The organism is Pseudomonas sp. UM16, from assembly GCF_050312595.1.
GTDB lineage: Bacteria > Pseudomonadota > Gammaproteobacteria > Pseudomonadales > Pseudomonadaceae > Aquipseudomonas.
Genome location: NZ_JBNPJT010000015.1, coordinates 97,966 through 122,010 on the forward strand (window position 1 = coordinate 97,966; position 24,045 = coordinate 122,010).

The 24,045-nt window shown below is 61.0% G+C and carries 14 protein-coding genes and 1 riboswitch; of the genes, 6 read left to right on the forward strand and 8 right to left on the reverse strand.

What is annotated here, in order from left to right; genetic code table 11:
- Positions 1-12 precede the first annotated feature (12 nt).
- Complete coding sequence (gene mnxG / locus ACQRAX_RS18775; protein WP_412040895.1) at positions 13-5,889, reverse strand: manganese-oxidizing multicopper oxidase MnxG; 5,877 nt, start codon at positions 5,887-5,889, stop codon at positions 13-15.
- A gap of 162 nt (positions 5,890-6,051) precedes the next feature.
- On the reverse strand, positions 6,052-6,657 hold the full coding sequence (locus ACQRAX_RS18780; RefSeq protein WP_412040896.1) for a lytic transglycosylase domain-containing protein: 606 nt from the start codon (positions 6,655-6,657) through the stop codon (positions 6,052-6,054).
- A gap of 177 nt (positions 6,658-6,834) precedes the next feature.
- Between ACQRAX_RS18780 and gspG the strand changes: the two genes are divergently transcribed.
- The 4 genes from gspG to ACQRAX_RS18800 all read left to right on the forward strand — a co-directional run bounded on the left by gspG (position 6,835) and on the right by ACQRAX_RS18800 (position 10,003).
- Positions 6,835-7,257, forward strand: coding sequence for a type II secretion system major pseudopilin GspG (gspG, locus tag ACQRAX_RS18785; protein ID WP_412040897.1), 423 nt, complete (start codon positions 6,835-6,837; stop codon positions 7,255-7,257).
- A gap of 15 nt (positions 7,258-7,272) precedes the next feature.
- Positions 7,273-8,460, forward strand: coding sequence for a type II secretion system F family protein (locus ACQRAX_RS18790; protein ID WP_412040898.1), 1,188 nt, complete (start codon positions 7,273-7,275; stop codon positions 8,458-8,460).
- 38 nt (positions 8,461-8,498) lie between these two features.
- Positions 8,499-8,613, forward strand: a riboswitch (TPP riboswitch).
- 79 nt (positions 8,614-8,692) lie between these two features.
- Positions 8,693-9,340: a TenA family protein gene (locus ACQRAX_RS18795; RefSeq protein ID WP_412040943.1), complete on the forward strand. Its 648-nt coding sequence runs from the start codon at positions 8,693-8,695 to the stop codon at positions 9,338-9,340.
- A gap of 3 nt (positions 9,341-9,343) precedes the next feature.
- The gene (locus ACQRAX_RS18800) at positions 9,344-10,003 is read left to right on the forward strand and encodes a TenA family protein (protein WP_412040899.1); all 660 of its coding nucleotides are present in this window, start codon (positions 9,344-9,346) and stop codon (positions 10,001-10,003) included.
- A 37-nt stretch (positions 10,004-10,040) separates the two neighbouring features.
- Here the strand turns inward: ACQRAX_RS18800 and ACQRAX_RS18805 are convergent, their stop codons facing one another.
- Positions 10,041-10,955: a site-specific integrase gene (locus tag ACQRAX_RS18805; RefSeq protein WP_412040900.1), complete on the reverse strand. Its 915-nt coding sequence runs from the start codon at positions 10,953-10,955 to the stop codon at positions 10,041-10,043.
- 260 nt (positions 10,956-11,215) lie between these two features.
- Between ACQRAX_RS18805 and ACQRAX_RS18810 the strand changes: the two genes are divergently transcribed.
- The gene (locus ACQRAX_RS18810; protein WP_412040901.1) at positions 11,216-11,863 is read left to right on the forward strand and encodes a DUF1345 domain-containing protein; all 648 of its coding nucleotides are present in this window, start codon (positions 11,216-11,218) and stop codon (positions 11,861-11,863) included.
- Between the two features lie 386 nt (positions 11,864-12,249).
- Positions 12,250-12,510 carry a DUF1652 domain-containing protein gene (locus ACQRAX_RS18815; RefSeq protein ID WP_412040902.1) on the forward strand — a complete coding sequence of 87 codons (261 nt, stop codon included), beginning with the start codon at positions 12,250-12,252 and terminating at the stop codon, positions 12,508-12,510.
- 2 nt (positions 12,511-12,512) lie between these two features.
- On the opposite strand, the gene ACQRAX_RS18820 is transcribed toward ACQRAX_RS18815, so the two are convergent.
- The 5 genes from ACQRAX_RS18820 to ACQRAX_RS18840 form a co-directional block, all read right to left on the reverse strand.
- Positions 12,513-14,597 (reverse strand): putative bifunctional diguanylate cyclase/phosphodiesterase, encoded by a 2,085-nt coding sequence (locus ACQRAX_RS18820; protein WP_412040903.1) that lies wholly within the window; start codon positions 14,595-14,597, stop codon positions 12,513-12,515.
- 280 nt (positions 14,598-14,877) lie between these two features.
- Positions 14,878-16,365, reverse strand: a complete 1,488-nt coding sequence (locus ACQRAX_RS18825) for an efflux transporter outer membrane subunit (RefSeq protein ID WP_412040904.1) — start codon at positions 16,363-16,365, stop codon at positions 14,878-14,880.
- The gene (locus ACQRAX_RS18830; protein ID WP_412040905.1) at positions 16,362-19,469 is read right to left on the reverse strand and encodes an efflux RND transporter permease subunit; all 3,108 of its coding nucleotides are present in this window, start codon (positions 19,467-19,469) and stop codon (positions 16,362-16,364) included. The genes ACQRAX_RS18825 and ACQRAX_RS18830 overlap by 4 nt, the downstream gene beginning before the upstream one ends.
- The gene (locus ACQRAX_RS18835; protein ID WP_412040906.1) at positions 19,466-22,567 is read right to left on the reverse strand and encodes an MdtB/MuxB family multidrug efflux RND transporter permease subunit; all 3,102 of its coding nucleotides are present in this window, start codon (positions 22,565-22,567) and stop codon (positions 19,466-19,468) included. Before ACQRAX_RS18835 ends, ACQRAX_RS18830 begins: the two co-directional genes overlap by 4 nt.
- Positions 22,564-23,847: an MdtA/MuxA family multidrug efflux RND transporter periplasmic adaptor subunit gene (locus tag ACQRAX_RS18840; RefSeq protein ID WP_412040907.1), complete on the reverse strand. Its 1,284-nt coding sequence runs from the start codon at positions 23,845-23,847 to the stop codon at positions 22,564-22,566. Before ACQRAX_RS18840 ends, ACQRAX_RS18835 begins: the two co-directional genes overlap by 4 nt.
- Positions 23,848-24,045: the final 198 nt, after the last annotated feature.

Genomic DNA, 24,045 nt, shown 5'->3' on the forward strand with positions numbered 1-24,045 from the left:
TTCCTCTCCCTGTCACTGTGCTGGCGCTGTAGTCGGTGGTGCTTCTTCCGTTACCCGCAAAATCCCCCACAGTCCCGAAGCGTTGCCGTAAGCAGCGTAGTCGCGGAACAGGTAGTCACCCGGTATGGCGTTGCTGCCCCCGGCACTGGGCACCATGAAGCTGAAGTGTGCGGCCGGCAGCACGCTTTCCTGGGCGCCGATGAACATCGCCTGCGGGTTGTAGCCAAAGCGAACCGAACCGATACCCGGCAGATTCAGTGGGTAGCCGCCGATGTCGGACTTTTCGGCCTGGTAGTTGTGCAGTGGCCACAGGTGCCCATCGAGCTGATAGGTAATGCCACGGCTGCCACCGGTAGGCATCAGGATGTGGTTTCGGAACGGTTGACCCGGTTTGGCCCACAGCACAGGGGTTTGCGGGTCGCTGCCGACCAGGGCGTTGCTGTAGGCCATGTGGGCATTGGGAACATCCGCCCAGCCATTGCCATCGGCATGCCCGAATGGCGCATCCGGGGCCAGGCCAAAGCGGAACCACAGTGGCTCGGTCTTGTAGTTGATGGCCATGTTCGAGTTGTCTTTCGGATCGCCCGGCACGCCGTTGCCTTCAGTGGCAATGCCTTCCACCGGCCGGCCATCAGCCCAGCGCATGTTCAGGGCCCGTTGCCACAAGGTGGCAAAGTCGCGGTAGGCCGGCTGCCCGGGCACTTGCACGGTGGCTGAGGCACGGCTGGCGCTGTCTTCGGTCCAGGTCGCGGTCTGCGGCAGGATGCTCATACCACCGATCAGTCCTTTCTGGCCCTGCTTGATGACGTCGGCCGGGGTGATGTTGAGCCCTCCGAACTCAATGGCGGTAGTGTTGATGTTGTCCACTGAACGGCCCATTTGCATGACCGGTTTGCCTTCACGCTCCAGGTGCCCGGCATAGTACTGAAACACCTTGTTCGGGTAGGCACCGCTGCTGCCGGTACGCGGCGGTACGGTTTGCACCGGGTTCTGGCCGACGTTGACGCCGTCGGACTTAGTGATGTCGTAGGCCAACAGCTGGGTATGCAGGCCAACGTGGCTGGAGGGTCGCATCAAGTTGTTGTTGAAGGCCGTGGAGCCTTCGCTGCCCTGACGGTCACGCTTGACCACGTTCTGCATAACGGCAGTGCTGGGCAGGTCCGGCATGACCAGCGGCAGGCGGTTTTCCAGGGTGACCTTCAGGCACTCGCCGGCAGCGGCACGCAGTACCAGCGGCTCGATCGGCACGCCAGGCTTGAGTTTGCCGGTGACCGGATCAAGGTCAGCTTTGCGCACGTAGAGGATCGCGGTCGGATCATGCAGCGGTCCGCTATGTCCGCCGATGGTGAAAGTCTCGCCATCTTCCGGATCGGTCACGGTGACCTGGGGAATACTGGTACGCCGACTGTTGTAGACCAGCGTACCGCCATTGGCTTTCAACGGGCCACCTACGTGCTGACCAACGCCACCAGGATCGTTGATGCTCACCCCCAATGGATTGCCGAGGATGTCGTTGGCCAGCGCGGCGACCACTTCATAGCTGCGCTGCACGGTTGGCCGGGTGCCAATCCCGTTGGCGTTGGTGGTGTAGCGCGGGCAGATACCGTCGAACGCCACGGTGTTGCGCGCGGCCATGGGCAACGGGTTGTTGGGCAAGGCGAACAGGTCGCTGCGGCTGGCGGTGTAGTTGCGCATCACCCCCCAGATACCGTTCCAGTAACCTTCATGGGCGGCATCGAGCGAGTACAGGTAGTCGCCGTTGGGTGCCGAAGAACTGGAGATCATCGACACTGGCGCCATAAAGCCCAGTTGCTCGGAGATGCCGACCATCTGCGAAGCTTTCCAGCCCGAGTTGGAGCTGTTGCCGTAGCCCGAGCCGTTCTGCAGCCATTTCACACCATGCAGGGTCACGTTGTGTTCCTCTTCATGACCGCCGGCATGCATGCGCAGACGCACGTTGTCACCCGAGTAGGTGCGCAGCATCGGGGTGAATGGGTCCCCAGGTTCGGCGCCCGCCTTGTTAATGTGCGGCGGGAACAACGTGGTGCCGCCGGTTGGGCCGACAGCCGAAGTGATCGCGGCGGGCGACAGGTTCATCGCCGCAATAGCACGGTCGGTACGGCTTTGCATGGCGAATGCGAGGTCGCCACCCAGGCCATCGGCCTGCATGCCGCGCTTGCCGTCCGGGGCGACTTTGTTCGGGTCATAGACCCGCAACGCCAGTGGCTCGTTACGGTAGTTGACGACGAACATGCCAGGGTCATCCACCGAGATCGCCTGCGGGCACGGCCGTGACGGGCAACCTGGATTCAGACCGCCACGCGACTCAACCACCGCTTCGAGCAGGTTCGAGGCCTTCTGCCGCACGGGCGGGTTAATGGCGTAGCGGAAACTGTCAGCGGTTGCCGGGAAGGCCTGGGCATTGGGCACACCGTCAGGGCCAGCGCCGACATACACCCCAGCCTCGTAGGCATGCTGGAAGTCGCTGTACTCGAGGAAGAACTCCCGGTAGCTGTCATTACGGCCGTCATTGTCGAGGTCGCCGGTCTTGATCACCGCCTGCCAGGAGGTCGGACCGCCGTCTTCGCGCAGCGCGGTGTTGTACAGCTGTTCACCGGTTTCGGCGTGATACCAGGTGGACCCGGCAGGCTCGGCCAGCACGGTGGCGTACAACCCCAGCTGCTGGTGCGTCGATGGGCCGAGATGGTCGTGGGTAAAGATGGTGCCCAGGCCACGGTCGACGTTGTGGACGTTAACCACCGGGTCGGCGAACCAGCGCTGCATGGCGGTACGCGCGCCCAGCCAGTCGGCGCGCCCATAGCGCCCGAAGAACGGATGCTCCTTGGCTACCGGACATTCGGCGCTGCCTTCGCGCGGGTCGCCGCTGCTGCATTTGTTGTACTCACGGATGGCAAGAATACGTTCAACCACGGTGCCGGGCGAGAGAATACCGTCTTCATAGTTCCAGCCATTGGCCGAGCCATCGGCTGCGGTCAGGTCCCATTTAGGCAGGTGAATATGTTGGCCGATGACATCGGTCGGGGTGCGCACTTGGTAGTCATCCATCTCGTAGAACGATGGAATCAGGTTGGTGTGCTGGTACATGGTGCAGTCGAAGGTGTTCATGCGCATCACCAGTGGCTCTGGTGGACGCTGCTTGTTGATCACCGGCCAGGCATCTTCCCAGAGGGCAATGATGCGCGCCTGCGGGAAGTGGTAACCCACCTTGTTGTACACCGCATCGAACTGAATGTTGGCGCCCTTGTAGATCCGTGGACGGTCAGCAGTAAAGGTCGACGACCCGGTGAAGCTCATGCCGTCCAGACGCTCGCCACTGGCATATTCACCCGCCCCGGAAGACTGAGTCAGGCGTTTGGCGCGGTCATCCATGCACGGTTCGAAGTACGGTGCGCCAGCCGTCGGGGCGGCGCCATTGGTGCGAAAGTTGCGCGCAACCGTCTGGTTGCCGGGCAGCACGGCATAGCTTGGGTGTTCGAGCTTGGCGTGGAAGCTCATCGCCGCCTGCTCGACTTCCGTGCCCTCTTCTGGCAGGAATACTGCCTTGGCCTTGGTGATCTGCTTGGTGAAATCCAGTGCGGTGGTGGTCACCTCCACTTCACCACCGGCCGAGATACCGTCCAGTGCGTGGCGTGGCAAACCACCGTCCCAGCCGCCAACCTGGGCCGGGTCAAGGTTGGCCCACAGGGCATCACCGGTGTTTTTCAGCGCCTGTGCCTTGGCCGGGTCGAGCATATCCAGTGGCGGCGTAGGCGGACGTTGGCCAACGGTGCTTTCCATGCCGCCAATCCAGAACGGATAGCCTGGGTTTTTCAGGCTGCCATCGGCGTTGCGGTTGGATTCACTGCGATCCACCAGCACCAGTGAGCCGACCGCCCGCGGGGCAGCATCATGATGCCCGGAGTCGTCATCGCCCTCTTCCTCATCCTCGTCGTCATCCTGTTCGGCGACCAGGGTTTCAGCCAGTTTCGGTATCACCGCAACTTTGCCCGGCATAGGAGCCATGGCCTTGCCAGGCAGCGGAACAATGGCAGGAATCGGCGTACCAGCGATAATTTCGCCGTCTGGCAAGGCCCGAGCGCCTGACGCTGGCTTGCCGCTGCGCAGGGCAAACGGCTCGCTGTGGTAGCCATCGGCACCTTGCGCAGAGACTTCCAGGCGGGTGCCCTCTTCAAATACGTCATGCACCCGCCACATGCTCCACATGCCTTGGGCAAAGTGCGGGTAGAAGTGGCAGTGATAGATGGCGTCGCCTGCTACCCGGTTGCGGTTGCCTGAACCACCGTGGGCGATTTCATAGGTGTAGCCAACACCGGGGCCGATGCCTTGGGCATCGACGTAGTCAGAGTTGTCGTCATTGGGGTTGAACAGCCACTGGTGACCGTGCAGGTGGAAGATATGCTGTTCATGGCCGTTATGGGTGTTGCGGAATTTAACGAAGTCGCCAATGTAGCTGTGGTTGACGTTGGCCGGTTCGGATGGAAACAGGGCCATGGTGGCCTTGACGCCAATCTGCTCGGCCTTGGGTTGCTCGCCCGGGCGGATGTTCTCCAGGCCGACGTTAGCGGGCACGTCCACGAGCATCGCGACGTCACCGACGGTGTGCGAACTGAGGAAGAATTCTTCGTAGGCACACGACAGGCAGTCATGCATCGGGCCGACGCCCAGGCGATTGGCCACTACTTCAGCGCCCATACCGCCAGAGCCGTAATTGATCATGAACGAGTCGCGGGTCGGTTCCAGCACATGCCCCATTACCGGGTCTGCCCAATAACCGGGGAAGGCTTGGGTGGCGGCCGCTTCATCGGTGAACTGCGCGGCGAAGTCGCGAAACGGCTCCAGCCGATTGGGGATCGCCGGGTTGCGTTTGCCGATACTTTCCAGGGGGTAGGTCGAGGGCGGGAAGCTGCCATCGGCATTCGGCCCCATGACCACTGCATCGGTTTCGCTGGAGATGATCTCATTACCATCCACCATGGCGATGATTGGCGAGCCGGACTTGCCTTCACGGATCCATGGTTCGCGCTGTGGGTAGCGAGCCTGGTAATCGACGATCGGCTGGCCGGTCGGCGCGCGACCGGTGGTGCTCAGGCGCATTTCTTCTTCGGTCAGGGTATTGCGGTAGGTACGGGCATTTTTTGGCAATACCACCACCTGGCCGAACAGGCCGTTGGCGACATTGCCGGCAGCGCCCTCGCCGCCGAAGGTGGCACCCTGGCTGGTCGCGGCAAACGCACCTTCGCGTTCGGCATACAAGGTATAGGTGCGGCTGGCACCCGGAGCGATCAAGAAGTTGCCGTTGCGCCCGGTGTTGGCGGCGATGTCGCCAATGCCGTTGACCGCCTGCATGCCGTTGACCTGGAAGCCTATGTGGCGGTCGGTGACCTGTTCGTCAGCAACAAAGCCGTGTTCAGCGCCCTGCTCATTGCCCTCGGCGCCTTCGTTTTCTTCGGCTTCGTTCTCTTCGCCTTCATTTTCTTCTTCGTGATCGAGACCGTGCTTGTTCGGGTTGGCCTGGTAGGCCAAGAGGTTCTGCAGGTTGATGGTCAGGCAGTCTCCCGCTGCCACCCGCAGAACGATCGGCCGCGGACGCTTGTCTGGTCGCAGGGTGACCTTGCCAGGTACTGCCGCGCCACCGTTGTCCAGCGACACCTGGTGTTCGTCGACCACGTCGCGGCGCAAAGCGAACATCATGCCGTTGGCGTTCTGCGCGCCGAGGCGGTTGAACATCAGTGGCTGGTCAAGCGCCACCACGTTGGCCACCAGATTGCGCTCGCAGCGCACGGCAGCTTCGCTTTCTGTTTGCCAGCCAAAGGTGACGGCGGTGAGCAGCAGAGAAGTCAGGACGGAGCCTTTGATCGGAGTCATCATGGCGTGCCTCGGGTGGTGCAAGTGGACTCTGGAAAGGCTTGAGCAAGCCTCATGCCATAGTTTTTTATTGTTATTTTTCAACTAGTTGGACTACTGAATGAATCTCAATTGGGGGTTTTCCCCCGCTATTCCCCACATTTAGGGGACGCTGCCCAGACGCCGTCATAACGGCGCATCCATCGCCAAGCCCTGTAACCGCCGGTACTGGCGCAACACTTTCGGCACATAACGCTGGGTCTCGGCATACGGCGGCACCACCCGCCCACGACGCATCACCGCATCAGGCCCAGCGTTATAGGCCGCGACGGCCAACGTAATGTCATTGTCGAACAGGGTGAGCATGCGTTTGAGGTAGCGTGCCCCACCCTTGATGTTCGAAGCTGGGTCCAAGGAATTTTTGACCCCCAGCTCGCGCGCGGTGTCAGGCATCAGCTGCATCAAGCCAACGGCACCACTGGCCGAACGGGCATTGGGGTTGTAGCGCGATTCGGCCTGGATCACGGCATGCAGCAACGCTGGTGGCAGGTCGTTGGCTTCGGCGGCCGCCGCCACCAACTCGGCATAAGGCATACCGGTGATCAGTTGCGCCTGGCCGCTGCTGGCCAGGCTAGCTCCGGGCTCGCTGACCACCCGTTCGTACTTGCGACCAGGACGGTGGACGTTGGACAGGACATAGCCGCCATCAGCCTTGATCGAAATGTACACATCGGCCAGGACCGGGTCGGTCAAACTCAGCCAGACAACAATTCCCGCAGTGAGCCAGTGCATGATTGCGCCCTCCCCGTTGCGTTCCCCGAAAAGTGGGGGATATGCCCCGATTGCCGAGGCTTTGGGCTACTGACGCAAGCACTGTGCCGCCTTGCCGGGCCCATGGTGCAAAGGCTCGGCGCAGACGCGCACGGCAATTGCATGAAGCCTTGCAGGCGCACGATGGAGGGCCTTGGTATGAACAAAAAAAATCGCACACAACGGGGATTCACCCTGCTCGAACTGCTGGTGGTGTTGGTGGTACTGGGTTTGTTGGCGGGCATCGTTGCGCCCAAGTACTTCAGTCAGTTGGGCCGCTCGGAGGCCAAGGTGGCGCGGGCGCAGATTGAAGGTTTGAGCAAGGCCCTGGACCTCTATCGCCTGGAGGTGGGGCATTACCCCAATTCCGAGCAAGGGCTGCAGGCGCTGGTTGCCGCCCCCAGCGACGAGACCCGCTGGTCGGGGCCTTACCTGCAAAAGAAAGTCCCCCAAGACCCGTGGGGCCGTAACTACATCTACCGCCAACCCGGAGAAAACGGCGAGTACGACCTGCTCTCCATGGGCAAAGACGGCCAACCCGGTGGTGAAGGCGAGAACGCCGAGGTCACCAGTTGGCAGTAAGCGGAGGATCAGCACATGCGCTATGAGCTCAAGGCATTGGGGAAAACCGGGGTGGTATTGCTCACGCTGGACGCCCAGGACGCCGGACAAGCGCGCTTGCAGGCCGAGCAGCAAGGCTTGCGGGTGGTCAGCGTGCGTAACTGCAAGCATTTTGCCAAGTTACGCTGGAGTCGCCGCGAAACCTTCGACCTGGTGTTGTTCAGCCAGGAGCTGACCACCCTGCTCAATGCCGGGCTGGCGCTGATTGATGCCCTGGAAAGCCTGGCCGAAAAAGAAGCAGCACCGCAGGCGCGTAAAACCCTCGGTGAACTGGTGCGTCTGCTTTATGAAGGCAAATCCTTCTCCCAGGCCTTGGGCCAATTGCCCAGTGTGTTCCCGCCGCTGTACATCGCCCTGGTGCAATCGAGCGAAAAAACCGGCGCCCTCGGCGACGCCCTGGGCCGCTACGTTGCCTACCGCAAACGCATGGACGAAGTGCGGCAAAAGATCGTCAGTGCCTCGATCTACCCGTTGTTGTTGTTGCTGGTCGGCGGCGGCGTTGTACTGTTTCTGCTTGGCTATGTGGTGCCACGGTTCAGCCTCGTGTTTGAGGGCCTGGGCACCGAACTGCCATGGCTTTCGCGCTGGCTGATGCAAGCCGGGATGTTTTTGCATGCCCACCAGGCGCCGCTGGGCCTGGGCTTTCTCGGGCTCATGGGCAGTCTGTTCGTGTTGCGTCGCGACCCGCGCGTGCGGCGCTGGTTGCACCGTCAACTGGAGCGCCTGCCGGCCCTGCATCGGCGCCTGGTGATGTACGAACTTGCGCGTTTCTATCGCTCGCTGGGCATTCTGCTGCAAGGCGGCATTCCGATCCTTACGGCCATGGAAATGGCCCGCGGCCTGCTCGGTGTGGCCGCCAAGCAGCGTCTTGAGCATGCGTGTGAGCGCGTTCGTGAAGGGCTGTCGTTGTCAGCGGCGCTGGAAGCTGGGCAGTTGGTGACCCCGGTGTCGTTGCGCTTGCTGCGTGCCGGTGAACAGTCGGGCAACCTAGGGCAGATGATGGAGCGCAGCGCTGACTTCTACGACGAAGAAATCAGCCGCTGGATCGAGTGGTTCGTGCGCCTGTTCGAGCCTTTGCTGATGACCTTCATCGGCTTGCTGATCGGCTTTATCGTGATTCTCATGTACATGCCGATCTTTGAGTTGGCTTCCAGTATTCACTAGCCCTCAACGTGACAATCCAGCCCAGTTGCTGTATAGATTCGGCCACCAAGGGGAGCCCGGCAACGGGCTGAGAAACCGCTAGCACCTGCAGCGCGGTGACCCTTCGAACCTGATCCGGATCATGCCGGCGAAGGGATGGGGATTGCCAACCTGCCTTTTTGCCGGTCTCACTGCGAGGCCGCCGATGTCTGAATTACCCGGTCTCGCTGTCGCCATCTTTGAGGACAGCACCATGGCCGAACGCTTCACCGATACCCTTCGCGCCGCCAGCGAGCCAAGCTGGACGCAATCAATCGAACACCGCTTCGTCAATGAACTGCTCGACGGCAGCCTCGACGATGCGGTGCTGATCAATTACCTGATCCAGGATCACCGCTTCATCGATGCCTTCCTGACCTTGCTCGGCGCGGCCATTGCCACGGCCGACACCTTCGAGGCGCGTATTCGCCTGGGGCGTTTCACCGGGGTGATTTGCGGTGAGGAGAACACCTATTTCCTGCGCGCCTTCGAAGCGCTTGGCGTAACCGAGGCACAACGCCTGGAAGCCCCCGACTCAGTGCCAACCGCGGGTTTCAAAGCCATCATGCGCGAGGCGGCCGCCACCCGATCCTATGCAGCGGCGCTGGCGGTGCTCAACGTTGCCGAGGGCTTGTACCTGGACTGGGCCTTGCGCGCGCCGAAGCAATTGCCACCGCGCTTTGAGCATGCTGAATGGATCACCCTGCACGACAACCCGGACTTCCAACGCTTCGTTGCCTTCCTGCGCACCGAACTGGACCGTGTGGGACCCGCGCAGGCGCAGATCAGCAGCGACTTTTTCCAACGCGCCGTAGCACTCGAGCATGCCTTCTTCGACGCCGCCTACGACATAAAGGGTTAAGCCATGGATATCTTTGATCGCCTCAGACAAGCCGCTGCGGCTGACTGGAACAGCTACGTCGACCACGATTTCGTCCGCCAGATGGGCGCGGGCACCCTCGCCCAGCCGGCGTTTCGCAAGTACCTGGTGCAGGATTACCTGTTCCTGATCCAGTTCGCTCGCTCCTGGGCCCTGGCGGCTTACAAGAGCCGCACACTCGCCGATATTCGTGCGGCGCAAGCGGGATTGGCGGCGATCCTCGATGAAACCGAGCTGCATGTGCGCCTGTGCCAACGCTGGGGATTGTCGCCTGAGGACCTGGCCGCCACACCGGAACATCAAGCGACGGTTGCCTACACCCGCTTTGTTCTGGACTGTGGGGCGGCGGGTGATTTGCTCGATCTGCACGTGGCCTTGGCGCCCTGCGTGATTGGTTACGCCGAAATCGGCCGCAACCTGACACCTGATGGCATCGACGCACTCGCTGATCATCCGTATCGCGACTGGATCGGTGAATATGCCGGTGAAGGCTATCAGGGCGTAGCCAACGCAGCGCGCGCGCACCTGGACGACCTGGCTTCACGGGCGATGACTGAACGCCGTTTCGAGGAACTGGCCAAGCTGTTCGGCCAGGCGTCGCGCCTGGAAGCCGAATTCTGGCAAATGGGCCTGGACGCCCGCTAGGGCCCGTCACCGGGCAAGACGGTATCTACGGCCAACCTCAATAATCGTAGCGATCCACCGCCCTGCGACGCTCGTTGTCATCGCGCATGTCGTAGTTGGCGGTGGTCTGGATATTGGTGTGGTGCGCCAGTTTCTGCGCGATCGACAAGTCGTGCTCTTCGATCACCCGGGTGATGAAGGAACGCCGGAAGTCGTGAGGCATGATCTTTACCCCAACCTGGGTGCCACGCTGGCGCGCGATGTAGTAGATCGCATGCTTGGTGATGCGCTCGCGGGTGATGTGGCTGCCACGGCGAATACGGTTGAACAGAAAGTCATCATCCGCCTGCCCTTCAGGCAATTGCTCACGGCGAAAGGCCAGCCAGGCATTGAGCTTTTCAAACGCCCAGGTCGGCGCGTACTTGATCAACTGTTTATTACCCTTGCCCAGTACCTGCAGGCTGCGCTCATTGAAGTCGACCTGGCTCAAGTCAAGGTTGACCGATTCGGACTTGCGCATGCCGGTGCCATACAGCAAGGCGATCACCGCCGCGTCACGCAGGCCCTGGGGCCGGGGGTCGGCCGCGCAGGCATCCATCAGTTCCCGGATCAGGCTGCGCTTGAGATTACGGCCGCTAGGCAGGCGGGTGCCTTGCGCCGGCTTGACGGTACGGATGCGCAGCAGTTGATCCTGGCTGATCAACCCCAGGCGCCAGGCTTCGTTCATCACCCCGCGCACGGCGTTGACGTACAACGACGAGGTATTGGGCGCATAACCGTCGGCGCGCAACGCCGCCACCAGCGCGGTGACATGGCCGGGCTCTAGCTGGTGCCAGGGTATATCGCTGATGTCGCAATCCTCGAAGCCCAAGCGGTCGGCAGCGTCCTGGAGGATGTACTTCATGGTCAGCTGGCTGGAAGGCGCCAGGCGCGCGAGGTATTGCAGCAAGGGGTTTTGCAGTGAATCGGACAAACCAGGAATCCTGTAGAGCTGAGCTGAGGGCAAAACTGCGACGCGTTAGTGTGACCCGCAATGGCCTCGGTGCAGATGACGCACGTCATGACCAGGTCATTGATTGGCAAGCCATTTATGGCTAACACCGGGGCTGATAGTACCTCATCACTGGCATTGGAATCGATTGAGGGCAATATCATGGCCACCTGAAGCAGATCGCAGGCGCCGGTCCAGGCTTGAGGCTACAGTTGCTCAAGACCCTTTGATGTAGAGGCAACATGGCTTTTCATCGACTGACCCGCAGCCACCCGCGCCTGAGCATCGCCGCGCTGGTTGGCTTGCTGTGCGGCTGGCTGATACCGGCAAACGACTGGATTGAACAGATGCTGATTGGCTGGAACAGCGGCGTCTGGCTGTATCTGCTGTTGATTCTGTGGCTGACCCTGGGTGCCAGTACTGAGAAGGTCCGCAAGGTGGCCAGCATTGAGGATGAGAACGCCGGTCTGGTGCTGTTCACTGTCAGCATCGCCGCCATCGCGAGCCTCGTGGCGGTCATCCTGCAACTGGCCGCAGGGGCCAAGCTCGAAGGCGGTCCCACCGCCCTGCAATTAGCCTTCACCGGCTTTACCGTCGCCGGTTCCTGGCTGTTGATCGGCACCATTTTCAGCCTGCACTACGCCCACCTGTTCTACACCGCCCACGAGCACTCGCCTCTGCTGCGCTTTAGCGATGGCGAACGCCACCCCGACTATTGGGATTTTCACTACTTTTCCTTCACCCTCAGCGTCGCAGTACAGACCTCGGATGTTGGCGTCGCCGGGCGGGAAATGCGCCGGGTGGTGCTGGCGCATTCACTGGTGGGGTTTGTCTTCAACACAGCGATTTTAGGCTTCACCATCAATATGGCCGCCACCTTGATCAACTGAAGGGCGCGCTTGCCACAGGGAGGGTCGATGCCGATCTGCGCCAGACGCTTCCAAGTCTGATTAACGCATGGCAGTTACCTTGACTGGACCTTGGCTGCCATTGGTCTGAAAAATCCCAGGCGAGCACCCGGCCGACTGTCGGTAAAAATTGCAGCATGTCTAGGCTGTCAACGGTGAAACATTGTGGGCAAACGTTTGCCGATATTAGCGTTGAGCCAGAATTATCGAAGACGCGCGAAAGCAACTTGAAAGAAACGACAAACTGTCATCAGCAACAGCTGACACTGACGACAGCAGTGCTATGTTTAGGTTTCTCGCAAGGTCACCAGGATCTTGAATCCATCACGCTCCGCTCCCCTGTTGTTCACCCCTACAAGGAGGCCGGAATGAACAAGCTGACGTTCCCCAACGCCTGCCAGGTGATGCGCTGGTATTTTCATCCGCTGGGTTTCGAGGCCAGCATGGATGCCCCGCGTAGCATGGTTGCACGGCTGTTTGACCGGGCTACAGGTGAAACCCTGTTGGCCATCGCCGGGATTCCCTGCGCCACGCTCATGGCCGCTGCCGATGTCGAACGGATCATCGAAGCTGTCGAGGCCGAACTCGACGCCTTCGAGCCCTCCTGTGGCCTGCGCGCCACCGGCTGATCTCAGCTGACCGCCAATGACTGCCGTGCGCGCTCGATATCGACGATAAACCGCTCGGCCGGCAATGGCTGGCCGAGCAGGTAACCCTGCAAAGAATCGCAGCCCAGACGGGTCAGGAAGTTCTGTTGGCGGTCGGTTTCCACCCCCTCGGCGACAATCCGCAAACCCAGCGCCTGGCCTAGGGCGACAATGGCCGAAACAATCGCGGCATCGTCGCTGTCCTGTTCCAGGTCGCGGACAAAGCCGCGGTCGATCTTCAACTCATTGGCCGGCAAGCGCTTGAGGTACATCAGGCTCGAATAGCCGGTGCCGAAATCGTCGATGGACAAGTCCACGCCCATGTCCGCCAGGCGCTGCAGCACCGCCATGCTTGCATCGGCATCGTGCATCGCGGTGGTTTCGGTGATCTCCAGGGTCAGGCTGTTGGCCGGCAGGTTATGACGCGCCAGCACCTTGGCGACGCTCTCGACCAAACCGCTGTGGCAGAACTGGATCGCCGACAGGTTAACTGCAATGCGCCAGTCGCTGTAGCCCTGGCCAATCCACACGCGCATCTGCCGACAGGCTTCATCGAGCACCCACTCGCCGATAGGGATGATCAGCCCGGTTTTCTCCGCCAAACCGATAAAGCGATCCGGCAACAGCAGCCCATGCTGCGGGTGCTCCCAGCGCAGCAAGGCTTCGGCACCGATGGGCTGGCAGTTCTGGGCGTCGAACTTGGGTTGATAGAACAGGCGGAACTGGCCCTGCTCAAGGGCGACACGCAGGTCCTGAAGCAGTTGCAGCTGCAGCCGCGCGTTACTGTTCATCGACACATCGAAGAAACTATAACCGTTCTTGCCGGCACTCTTGGCGTGATACATCGCCGCATCGGCATTGCGTAGCAATTCATGCTGGTCAACGCCATTGCCTGGGTAGAGCACGATGCCGATGCTTGCCGAGATCTGCAGGTTCTGTTCCGAAACGCGAAAGGCACGAGAAATCAGGTTGACCTGCTTGGCAGCAACGCCCATGGCGTCATCAGGCTCCTGCAATTCCACCAGCAGGACAAATTCGTCGCCACCGATACGCGCCAGGGTGTCCTGGCTGTGCAAATGACCGCGCAGGCGCTGCGCTACTTCTTTGAGCAGCAGGTCGCCCATATGGTGACCAAAGGCATCGTTAACCGGTTTGAAGCCGTCCAGGTCGATGAACATCAGCGCAAAACAGCCGCCCTGCTCCGCCACCTTGCTCATGGCCTGCTCGATGCGGTCAGCCAGCAGGGTACGGTTGGGCAAACCGGTCAGGGTGTCGTGCAAGGCCAGTTGCGTGAGTTCCTGATTAGCCCGGGTCAAGGAGCGCGCCAACTCGGCGGTACGCGCTTCCAGGCGAGCGTCGAGCACCGAGGTCAGCAAAGCCACCGACAACACCGCCAACGTCGTAATCAACACCAGGTAATCCAGACCGTTGCCACTCAGGCCGCTACCGAGCGCACCGCAGAAACTGCCTTCCGGGAAGTTCGCTGCAGCCATGCCGGTGTAATGCATGCCGACAATCGCCACGCCCATAACCACCGCAGCCGCTCCGCGAATCTGGCGGACATAAAGGGTTTGCTGACGCAAGCGAAAGGCAATCCACAAGGCCGCCGCCGAGGCGCCTACGGCGATCAGCAATGACAGGCCGAACAGCACCGGGTCGTAATCGATACCCGGTTGAATCAACAATGCAGCCATGCCGGTGTAATGCATGCTGCTGATGCCTGCGCCCATGATCAACGCACCCAACGCCAGTTGGCTCCAAGGCAGGCTCGGCTGACTGACCAACCATAGGGCAAAGCCTGAAGACAGCCCGGCGATCAGCAACGACAGCAAAGTCAGGGCCAGGTCATAGCCCAACGGGATCGGCAAGTTGAAGGCGAGCATGCCGATGAAGTGCATCGACCAGATGCCAAACCCCATCGCCAGTGCTCCGCCACTGATCCACAGGTACACCGCACGGCCTTTGGCGGTGGCGATGCGCCCGGTCAGGTCCAGTGCGGTATAGGAAGCAAGGATGGCCACACAGAGCGAAATGACCACCAGCGAAGAAGAGTAACTACCGATCAGCATTTGGCCTTCCACAACCCTTGGAATCGGGCACTGGAGTGGCCCGCGAAAAGCCGATGATTGTACTCAACCTTTGCCGAAACGCACGGAGTTTCGATGGCACTTAGCAATGATGGCGCATCGCCAATTTTACAGTCAAATATTTATATAAATACCTTCAAAAACAATATGTTACGACTGATATTTTAAGCAAAAACCTATTAAATCGTGCAATTTTCAACGAATCCTGACAGAAGAGATGTTTTACATTAAGTAAATTACCTATCTTGTTGTTTTTATGGTTTTAATCGGATTCAGCAAAAGCTGCTTGTGCATCCCACCCCCCACCCAGCGCTGCGATCAATTGCACACTGGCTACCAGCCTGCCCTGCAGCAAGGTCAGCACACTTCGCTCGTTGCTCAGCGCGGTAGTCTGCACGTTGACCACATCCAGATAGGCGATCAGCCCCGCCTTGTACTGGTTGCTGGTCAGGCGCAGCGATTCACGCGCCGCGTCCAGCGCTTCGCTGCGCACCCTGGCCTCATCTTCATAGACCTTGAGCTGCACCAGGTAGTTTTCCACCTCTTTGAAACCATCGAGCACCGCCTGACGGTACTGCGCCACGGTCTGGTCGTAGACCGCTTCGGTGCGATCGACTTCGGCGGAGCGCTGGCCGCCGTCGAACAAGGTCATTGCCAGTTGCGGGCCCACCGACCAGAAGCGGTTGGGCAGGCTGATCCAGTCATTAAAACTGCTACTGCTGTAGCCACCGTTGAGGCTTAAGGTCAGGTCTGGAAAATAAGCAGCTTTGGCCACGCCAATACTGGCGTTGGCCGACATCACTTTGCGCTCGGCCGAAGCAATGTCCGGGCGTCGTTCAAGCAACTGCGACGGCAACGCCAGCGGCACCTGAGGCAGCGCCGGTATGTCTTGGCTGTCGACCAGGGCGAAGTCAGCCGGCGCCTTGCCGAGCAGTACGGCGATGGCGTTTTCCAGCTGGGCCCGTTGCCAAACCAAATCAATCAGGTCGGCCTGGGTGCTTTTCAGTTGGGTTTGCGCCTGAGCCACTGCATCCTTGCCGGAGACCCCGGCGCGGTACTGGTTCTCGGTCATGGTCAACGAACGCTGGTAGGCCGCAACTGTGGCTTCAAGCAAGCGCTTCTGCTCGTCCATCACCCGCAATTGCAGATAGTTCTGCACCAGCTCCGACTGCAGGCTCAGGCGAATCGCCGCCATGTCGGCCAGGCTCGCCTCAGCACTGGCCTCATTGGCTGCCAGACCATCGCGCAGCTTGCCCCACAAGTCAGCTTCCCAGCTGACGCCGAGGGTGGTGCTGTAGGTGTCACGGATACCGCTGCTGTTGTTACTCAGGCTGGAGCTGGAACTGCCGGTGCCCTGGCTTGAGCGCGTCTTGCCCGCGTTCAGGTCAACGCTCGGGAACAACGTGCCACGGGCACTGCGTACCAGGGCCTGGGCCTGACGGTACTGGGCAGCGTACTGAGCAACGGTCTGGTTGTTGCTGTTGAGCTGCTCGATCAGGCCGTTGAGCTGGGCATCACCATACAGCTCCCACCAGGCGCCACGGGCCAAGGCATCCGAGGGGTTCGCCTGGCTCCAGCCCGCAGCATGCTTGAACTGCACCGGGGTCGGGCTGTCCGGGCGCTGGTAGTCCGGGCTCAAGGTACAAGCGCTGAGCATGGCCAGGCACAAGCTTGTGGCCAGCAAGCGTAAACCACGGGCAGCAAGCACAGGCTGCAGCGAGTGAGCACAGAGAAATGGACGTCGGGTCATAGCGGGGTTTCCAAAGCAGCGTCGGTGCGCACGCCGCGCCAGCGGTTGAAGCGATGGCGCAAGCGGTCCAGATAGAGGTAAACCACCGGAGTGGTGTAAAGCGTGAGGACTTGGCTGAAGACCAGCCCGCCAATGATGGTCAGGCCCAGCGGCTGACGCATTTCCGAACCTTCGGCATGGCTGAGCAACAACGGCAAGGCGCCGAGGATGGCGGCAACGGTGGTCATCAGGATCGGCCGCAGACGCAGCAGACAGGCGCGGCGGATCGATTGCTCCGGGCTCAGGTGCTCATGACGCTCCAGTTGCAGCGCCAGGTCGATCATCATGATGGCGTTCTTCTTTACCACGCCAATCAGCAGGAACAGGCCCAACAACGAAATCAGGCTGAATTCGCTGCCCACCACATACAAGGTAAGCAAGGCCCCTACCCCGGCCGAAGGCAAGGTCGAGAGGATGGTCAACGGGTGAATGTAGCTCTCATAGAGAATCCCCAGCACCAGGTACACCGCCAACAATGCCCCAAGGATCATGAATGGCTGACCTTTCTGGCTTTCGGTGAAGGCATCACCGGTGCCGCCAAGCTTGGCGATCACATCTTCCGGCAAGCCGACCTTGGCTACCGCCCGCTCCACCGCGGCCAGGGCCTGATCCTGGCTGTAGCCTTCGGCAATGTCGAAGTTGATGCTTTCCGAGGCGAACTGACCTTCGTGGCTGACCCGGTCATCGGCCAGGCTGTTTTCATAATGGGCGAAGGTCGACAATGGCACCCGAGCGCCCTCGGCGGTAATCACCTGGACCTGCTCCAGGCTGCGCGGGTCCTGGGCGTACTTGGGGTTGATCTCCATCACCACCTGGTACTGATTGAGGCTGTCGTAGATGGTCGAGATCTGCCGCTGACTGTAGGCGTTGTTGAGCACCGAGGTAACCATGCTCATGTCGATGCCCAGACGTTTGGCCTGTTCGCGGTCGACCACCAGGGTAATCTGCTGGGTGCCACCACCTTCACGGGCATCGATGGCGGTAAGTTCTGGCAGGGCCTTGAACGCTGCCACCACCTTCGGGTACCACTCGCGTAACGCCGACAGCTCACTGCTCTGCAAGGTGTAGAGAAACTGCGAGCTGCTCTGGTCGCGGCCGCCGCCGAACTGCAGATCCTGGTCAGCCATGAGGAACAGGCGGCCGCCGGGCACCTTGGGCATCTCTTTACGCATCCGCTCAATGATTTTCTGCGCCGAAAGCTTGCGTTCGCTGATCGGCTTGAGGCGCACCAGAATCATGGCGTTGTTGGTACCGCTGTTGCCGCCGATAAAGCCGGCGACACTCTCCACCGCAGGGTCCTTGAGCAAGGCCCGGCGGTAGATCTCCATCTTCGGCTGCATGACCTGGAACGACAGCCCGTCATCACCGCGGACAAAGCCCATTAGCTGCCCGGTGTCTTGCTGCGGCAGAAAGGTCTTCGGTACCACCACATACAGGGCAATGTTGACCGCAATGGTCACCAACAGACTGGCCAAGGTCAGGCGCCGATGACGCAAGACCCAATCAAGGCTGCGCCCGTAGCTGGCCATCATGCGTTCGTTGAGCTGTTCGCTCCAGCGCTGCAGGCGCGTCTGCTCGCCGGGCGCGTGGGGTTTGAGCCAGCGCGCACAGAGCATGGGCGTCAGCGTCAACGACACCAGCAGAGAAACCAGGATCGCCACCGCCAGGGTAATGGAAAACTCGCGGAACAACGAGCCGACAATACCGCCCATGAACAGGATCGAGACAAACACCACCACCAGCGACAGGTTCATCGACAGCAAGGTAAAACCGACTTCCTTTGACCCCAGGTAGGCAGCGCGCATCGGCGCCACGCCCTCGTCGATGTGCCGGGAAATGTTTTCCAGTACGACAATGGCATCATCGACCACCAGGCCGGTGGCAAGGATCAGCGCCATCAGCGACAGGTTGTTCAGGGAAAACCCGCACAAGTACATCGCGGCAAAGGTGCCGACCAGCGACACCGGTACTGCCAGGGTCGGGATCAACGAAGCGCGCAGGTTGCCGAGGAACAGGAACACCACCAGCACTACCAGCACCACTGCGATGATCAGGGTGTGTTCAGCCTCTTTGAGCGTCGCGGTGATCACTGGCGAGCGGTCCATAGCGACGTCCAGTTTGACGCTGGCGGGCATCAGCGATTCCAGGGCGGGCAACTGCTCGTTGATCTTGCTCACCGTCTCGATGATGTTGGCCCCGGTCTGGCGGTTGATCACCAGCAGTACCGCCTCCTGGTCATTGAAGAAACCGCTGTTGTAACGGTTCTCCACCGCGTCGCTGACCTTGGCCACATGGCTCAGGCGCAGTACTGCACCGTCCTGGTAACGGATGACCAGCGGTTCGTAGTCCTTGGCCTTTTCCAACTGGTCGTTGGCCTGTACCTGCCAACTGCGCTGGCCATCTTCGATAAAGCCCTTGGGCCGACGCTGGTTGGCATTGGCGATGGTCTCGCGCACATCGTCCAGCGCAACACCGTATTGATTGAGCAGGTACGGTTCGAGCTCGACGCGCACCGCTGGCAGCGAGCTGCCACCAATCTGCACCTCGCCTACCCCGGGTACCTGCGACAGGCTTTGCGAGAGGATGGTCGAGGCCAGATCGTACAACTGGCCCTTTTGCATCACGCTGGAGGTCAGGGCCAGAACCATGATCGGTGCCTGGGACGGGTTGTACTTCTTGTAGGTCGGCATGCTGCGCATACCGCTGGGCAGCAGGTTGCGCGAGGCATTGATCGCCGCCTGCACTTCGCGGGCGGCAGCATCGATGTCACGGCCCTGGTCAAAGCCGAGAATGACCCGGGTCGAGCCCTGGCTGGAACTGCTGGTAAGCGTGGTGACCCCGGCGATCGCACCCATCGAGCGCTCCAGCGGAGTCGCCACCGTAGAGGCCATCACCTCAGGGCTGGCCCCCGGCAGGTTGGCCTGGACCACGATCACCGGAAACTCGATCTGTGGCAGCGGCGCCACCGGCAGCAGGCCGAAGCTGACACCGCCCAGCAACAGGATTGCCAGGCTCAGCAGCATGGTCGCTACCGGGCGGCGGATAAACGGAGCAGACAGGTTCATGGCGCGTCCTGCACCACAGCATCAGGCTGAGGACGCATACGCCGCGCCAGTCGATCGAAGTACAAGTAGATCACGGGTGTAGTGAACAGCGTCAGCACCTGACTGAGCAGCAGGCCGCCAACCATCACCAGGCCCAGCGGCTGGCGCAGTTCGGCCCCGGAACCACTGGCAAGCATCAGCGGGATGGCACCAAATAAGGCCGCCAGGGTGGTCATCAGGATCGGTCGGAAACGCAGTAACGCCGCCTGATAGATCGCCGCCTCCGGCGCCATGCCCTGGTTGCGTTCGGCCTCCAGGGCAAAGTCGATCATCATGATCGCGTTTTTCTTGACGATACCGATGAGCAAAATGATGCCGATAATGGCGATCATGCCCAAGTCGTTGCCGGACAGGATCAACGCCAGCAAGGCACCGACCGCCGCCGACGGCAAGGTCGAGAGGATGGTCACCGGGTGGATGTAGCTCTCGTAGAGCACGCCGAGGACGATGTACATGGTCAGCACCGCCGCCAGAATCAACAGCAAGGTACTCGACAGCGAGTTCTGGAAGGCTTCAGCGGCGCCCTGGAAGCGGGTTTGCACGCCGACCGGCATGCCGATCTCCTGCTGCACCTGCTCGATCGCTTTCACGGCCTCGCCGAGGGAGGCCCCCTCACCCAGGTTGAACGACATCATCACCGCCGGGAACTGGCCGATGTGGGCAATGGCCAACTGCGCCTGGCGCTGCTCAATACGCGCCAGGCTCGACAAGCGTACCTGCCCGCCATCGCTGGCCTTGACGTGGATCTGCTCTAGCACCTTCGGGCCCAGGCTGGAAGCAGCTTCGGCCTGCAACACCACACGGTACTGGCTGGCCTGGGTGTAGATAGTCGAGATCTGGCGCTGGCCGAAGGCATCATACAAGGCGTTGGTGATGTCGGCGACGTTGATGCCCAGGCGGCTGGCGGCATCGCGGTCGATCACCAGGAACACCTGCAAGCCCTTGTCCTGCAGATCACTGGCGACGTCCGCAAGCTCAGGGCGCTGCTGCAGGGCATCGACCAGTTTGCCGCTCCACAGGGCCAGCAACTCGGCGTCCGGTGACGACAGGCTGAACTGGTACTGGGTGCGGCTGACCCGGTCTTCAATGCTCAGGTCTTGCACCGGCTGCATGAACAGCCGGATACCGGTCAGCTTGTCGACGTGAGGTTGCAGTCGGGCGATCACCTGCGCGGCGGTCAGGTCACGTTCGCCATGCGGCTTGAGGTTGATCAGCAGGCGACCGCTGTTGAGCGTGGCGTTGTCGCCGTCGACACCAATGTAGGATGACAGACTCTGCACTGCCGGATCCTGGAGGATCACTGCACTCAGTTGTTGCTGACGTTCGCTCATGGCCGCAAAGGAGACCGACTGCGGTGCTTCGGAAATGCCCTGAATCACCCCGGTATCCTGCGCCGGAAAGAAGCCCTTGGGCACCACCAGGTACAACAGCACGGTCAGGCCCAAGGTCGCCACCGCCACCAGCAAGGTCAGCGGCTGGTGCTTGAGCACCCACTGCAAGCCTCGACCGTACCAGGCGATCATCCAGTCGATCCAGGCGCCACTAGCGCGGTAGAAGCGCCCCTGCTCATGCTCGGCAGGCTCGCGTTTGAGCAAGCGCGCGCACATCATCGGCGTCAGGGTCAGCGACACCACCAGAGAAATCAGGATGGCCACCGCCAGAGTAATGGCAAATTCACGGAACAGTCGCCCGACCACATCGGCCATGAACAACAGTGGAATCAGTACCGCAATCAACGAGAAAGTCAGCGAGATCAGGGTAAAGCCGATCTGCCGCGCGCCCTTGAGCGCCGCCTGCATCGGCGTTTCACCCTCTTCGATGTGGCGGGAAATGTTCTCCAGCATGACGATGGCGTCATCGACGACAAAACCAGTGGCAATGGTCAGGGCCATCAGGGTCAGGTTGTTGATCGAAAAACCGGCCAGGTGCATCACCGCAAAGGTGCCGATCAGCGACAGCGGCACCGCCACCGACGGAATAATGGTGGCGCTGAAACGGCGCAGGAACACGAAGGTCACCATCACCACCAGGGCAATCGCCAACAGCAGCTCGTTGCGCACATCCTTGACCGAGGCACGGATGGTCTGGGTGCGGTCGGTGAGCACACTGACATCCAGACCGGCCGGCAAATTGTCGGTGATTGACGGCAGCAGGGTTTTGATCCGGTCAACCACTTCAATGACGTTGGCCCCGGGCTGGCGCTGGATGTTCAGCAGCACCGCCTGGTTCTGGTTGGCCCAGGCTGCCAGGCGTTCGTTTTCGGCTCCGTCGACGATCTCGGCAACGTCTTTAAGGCGCAGCGGCGCACCGTTGTTGTAGGCCAGGATCAGGTTGGCGTATTCCTCGGGGGAGCGCAGCTGATCGTTGGCGTCGAGCATTGACACCCGGGTCGGGCCATCAAAGTTGCCCTTGGGCTGGTTGACGTTGGACGCGCCGATCAAGGTGCGCACATCCGCCAGGTTAAGGCCGGCAGCGGCCAGCGCATCGGGATTGACCTTGATCCGCACCGCCTGGCGCTGACCGCCGGCGATGCTGACCATGCCGACGCCGCTGATCTGGGCGATTTTCTGCGCCACGCGGGTGTCAACCAGGTCGTTAAGCTTGGGCAGCGGCATGGTTTTCGACGAGATCGCCAGGGTCAGCACCGGGGTGTCCGCCGGGTTGACCTTGTTGTACACCGGAGGTGCTGGCAAGTCGCTCGGCAACAGGTTGGTAGCGGCGTTGATCGCAGCCTGGACCTGCTGCTCGGCGACGTCCATGTTCATGTCCAGACTAAAGCGCAGGGTCAGCACCGAGGCGCCGCCAGAACTGGTCGAAGCCATCTGGGTCAGCCCCGGCATTTGCCCGAACTGGCGCTCCAGCGGTGCAGTGACGGCGCTGGTCATGACTTGCGGGCTGGCACCCGGGTACAGGGTCATGACCCGGATGGTCGGGTAATCAACCTGTGGCAAGGCCGCCACCGGCAGCAAGGTGTAAGCGATCAGACCGGCCAGAACAATGGCCAGCATGCTCAGGGTGGTCGCTACCGGACGCAGGATGAACAGCCGCGAGAGGTTCATGCGCCCGCCTTGTCCTTACGCTTGGTGGCAGCGGAAGCATCTTTGGCGTCCTGCCCTTGCAGGTGTTGGCCTGGGGTTGCCGGAACTTGCGAGCTATCATTGACCACTTCCACCTCACTGCCATCGCGCAGACGGTCGGTACCTTCAAGCACCACCCGTTCACCTTTGGCCAGGCCGTCGATGATCACGGTGTTGTCGCCATCACTGGCGCCCAGGGTCAGTTTGCGGATGCGCACCTTGTTCTCGCCTTCCATGACATACACGAACGAGCCATCAGTCCCGAACTGGATGGCTGCCGAGGGGGCCAGGACGACGTTCTTCAAGGTATCGGCGAGCAGGCGTACATTGACGAACTGGTTGGGGAACAGCGCTTCGTCGTGGTTGTCGAAAAACGCCTTGAACTTCAGCGTGCCGGTAGTGGTGTCGATCTGGTTGTCGAGACTGCGCAACACGCCAACGGCTTGCTGCTTTTGGTCGCCACGGTCCCAGGCCTCGACGGGCAACTGCGCACCGCTGCGGTAACGGGCGAGCACCCCGCTCAGTTCCGTCTCGGGCAAGGTAAAGGCGACAGTGATGGGTTGCGTCTGGGTGATCACCACCAACGCCGTGGCGTCATTGGCCGCCACCAGGTTACCGACGTCCAGCTGACGCAAGCCCAAGCGACCGGTGATAGGCGCGCGAATACGGGTGAAGTCCAGGTTCAGCTTGGCATCACCGACAGCCGCCTGGTTGGTCTTGATCGTGCCTTGGTACTGAGCGACCAACGCCACCTGGGTGTCGAGCGTCTGTTTGGCAATACTGTCTTCGGCGTACAGGCCTTTATAACGCTCCAGGTCGATCTGGGCGTTCTTCAACTGTGCCTGATTTTGCGCCAGGGTGCCTTCGGCTTGTTGCAGGGCGATTTGGTAGCTACGCGGGTCGATCTCAGCGAGCAAATCACCCGCCTTGACCTTCTGCCCTTCCTGGAAGTTGACCTTGACCAGTTCGCCGCCTACCCGACTGCGGATGTTAACGGTATTGGTCGCGGTCACCGTGCCCAACGCCTTGAGATAGACCGGGAAGTCGCCGACCGTGGCCGGTTCCACCCGAACAGGTACCGGCCCACCAAAGGCACCGAAGCCAGGTCGCCCGCCCTTGCCGCCCGGCGCACCGGCAGCCTTCTGCGCCACCGGAGACGGCCACAACCACCAGCACAGGCCAGCGACCAGCAGCAGAATCAGCAGGCCGAAAAGCCAGCGACGGGAGGAACGGGAACGAGAAAGCATCGGTTGATCGACCATTGGACTGGAAAGAATTCTTTTGAGGAGGCTGAACGATAAGCACTGGCGCGGGATAAGCAAAGCGCCTTTACCGGCAATTTACCTTGAGCTTACGTTGCTAAGACAATGAACTGTAAATAAAAACGGCCTGGACAGGGCCAGGCCGTAACAACTCTTTGCAATTATTTGCCGGCAGTCGGCTGCGTAGCAGCCCCGACA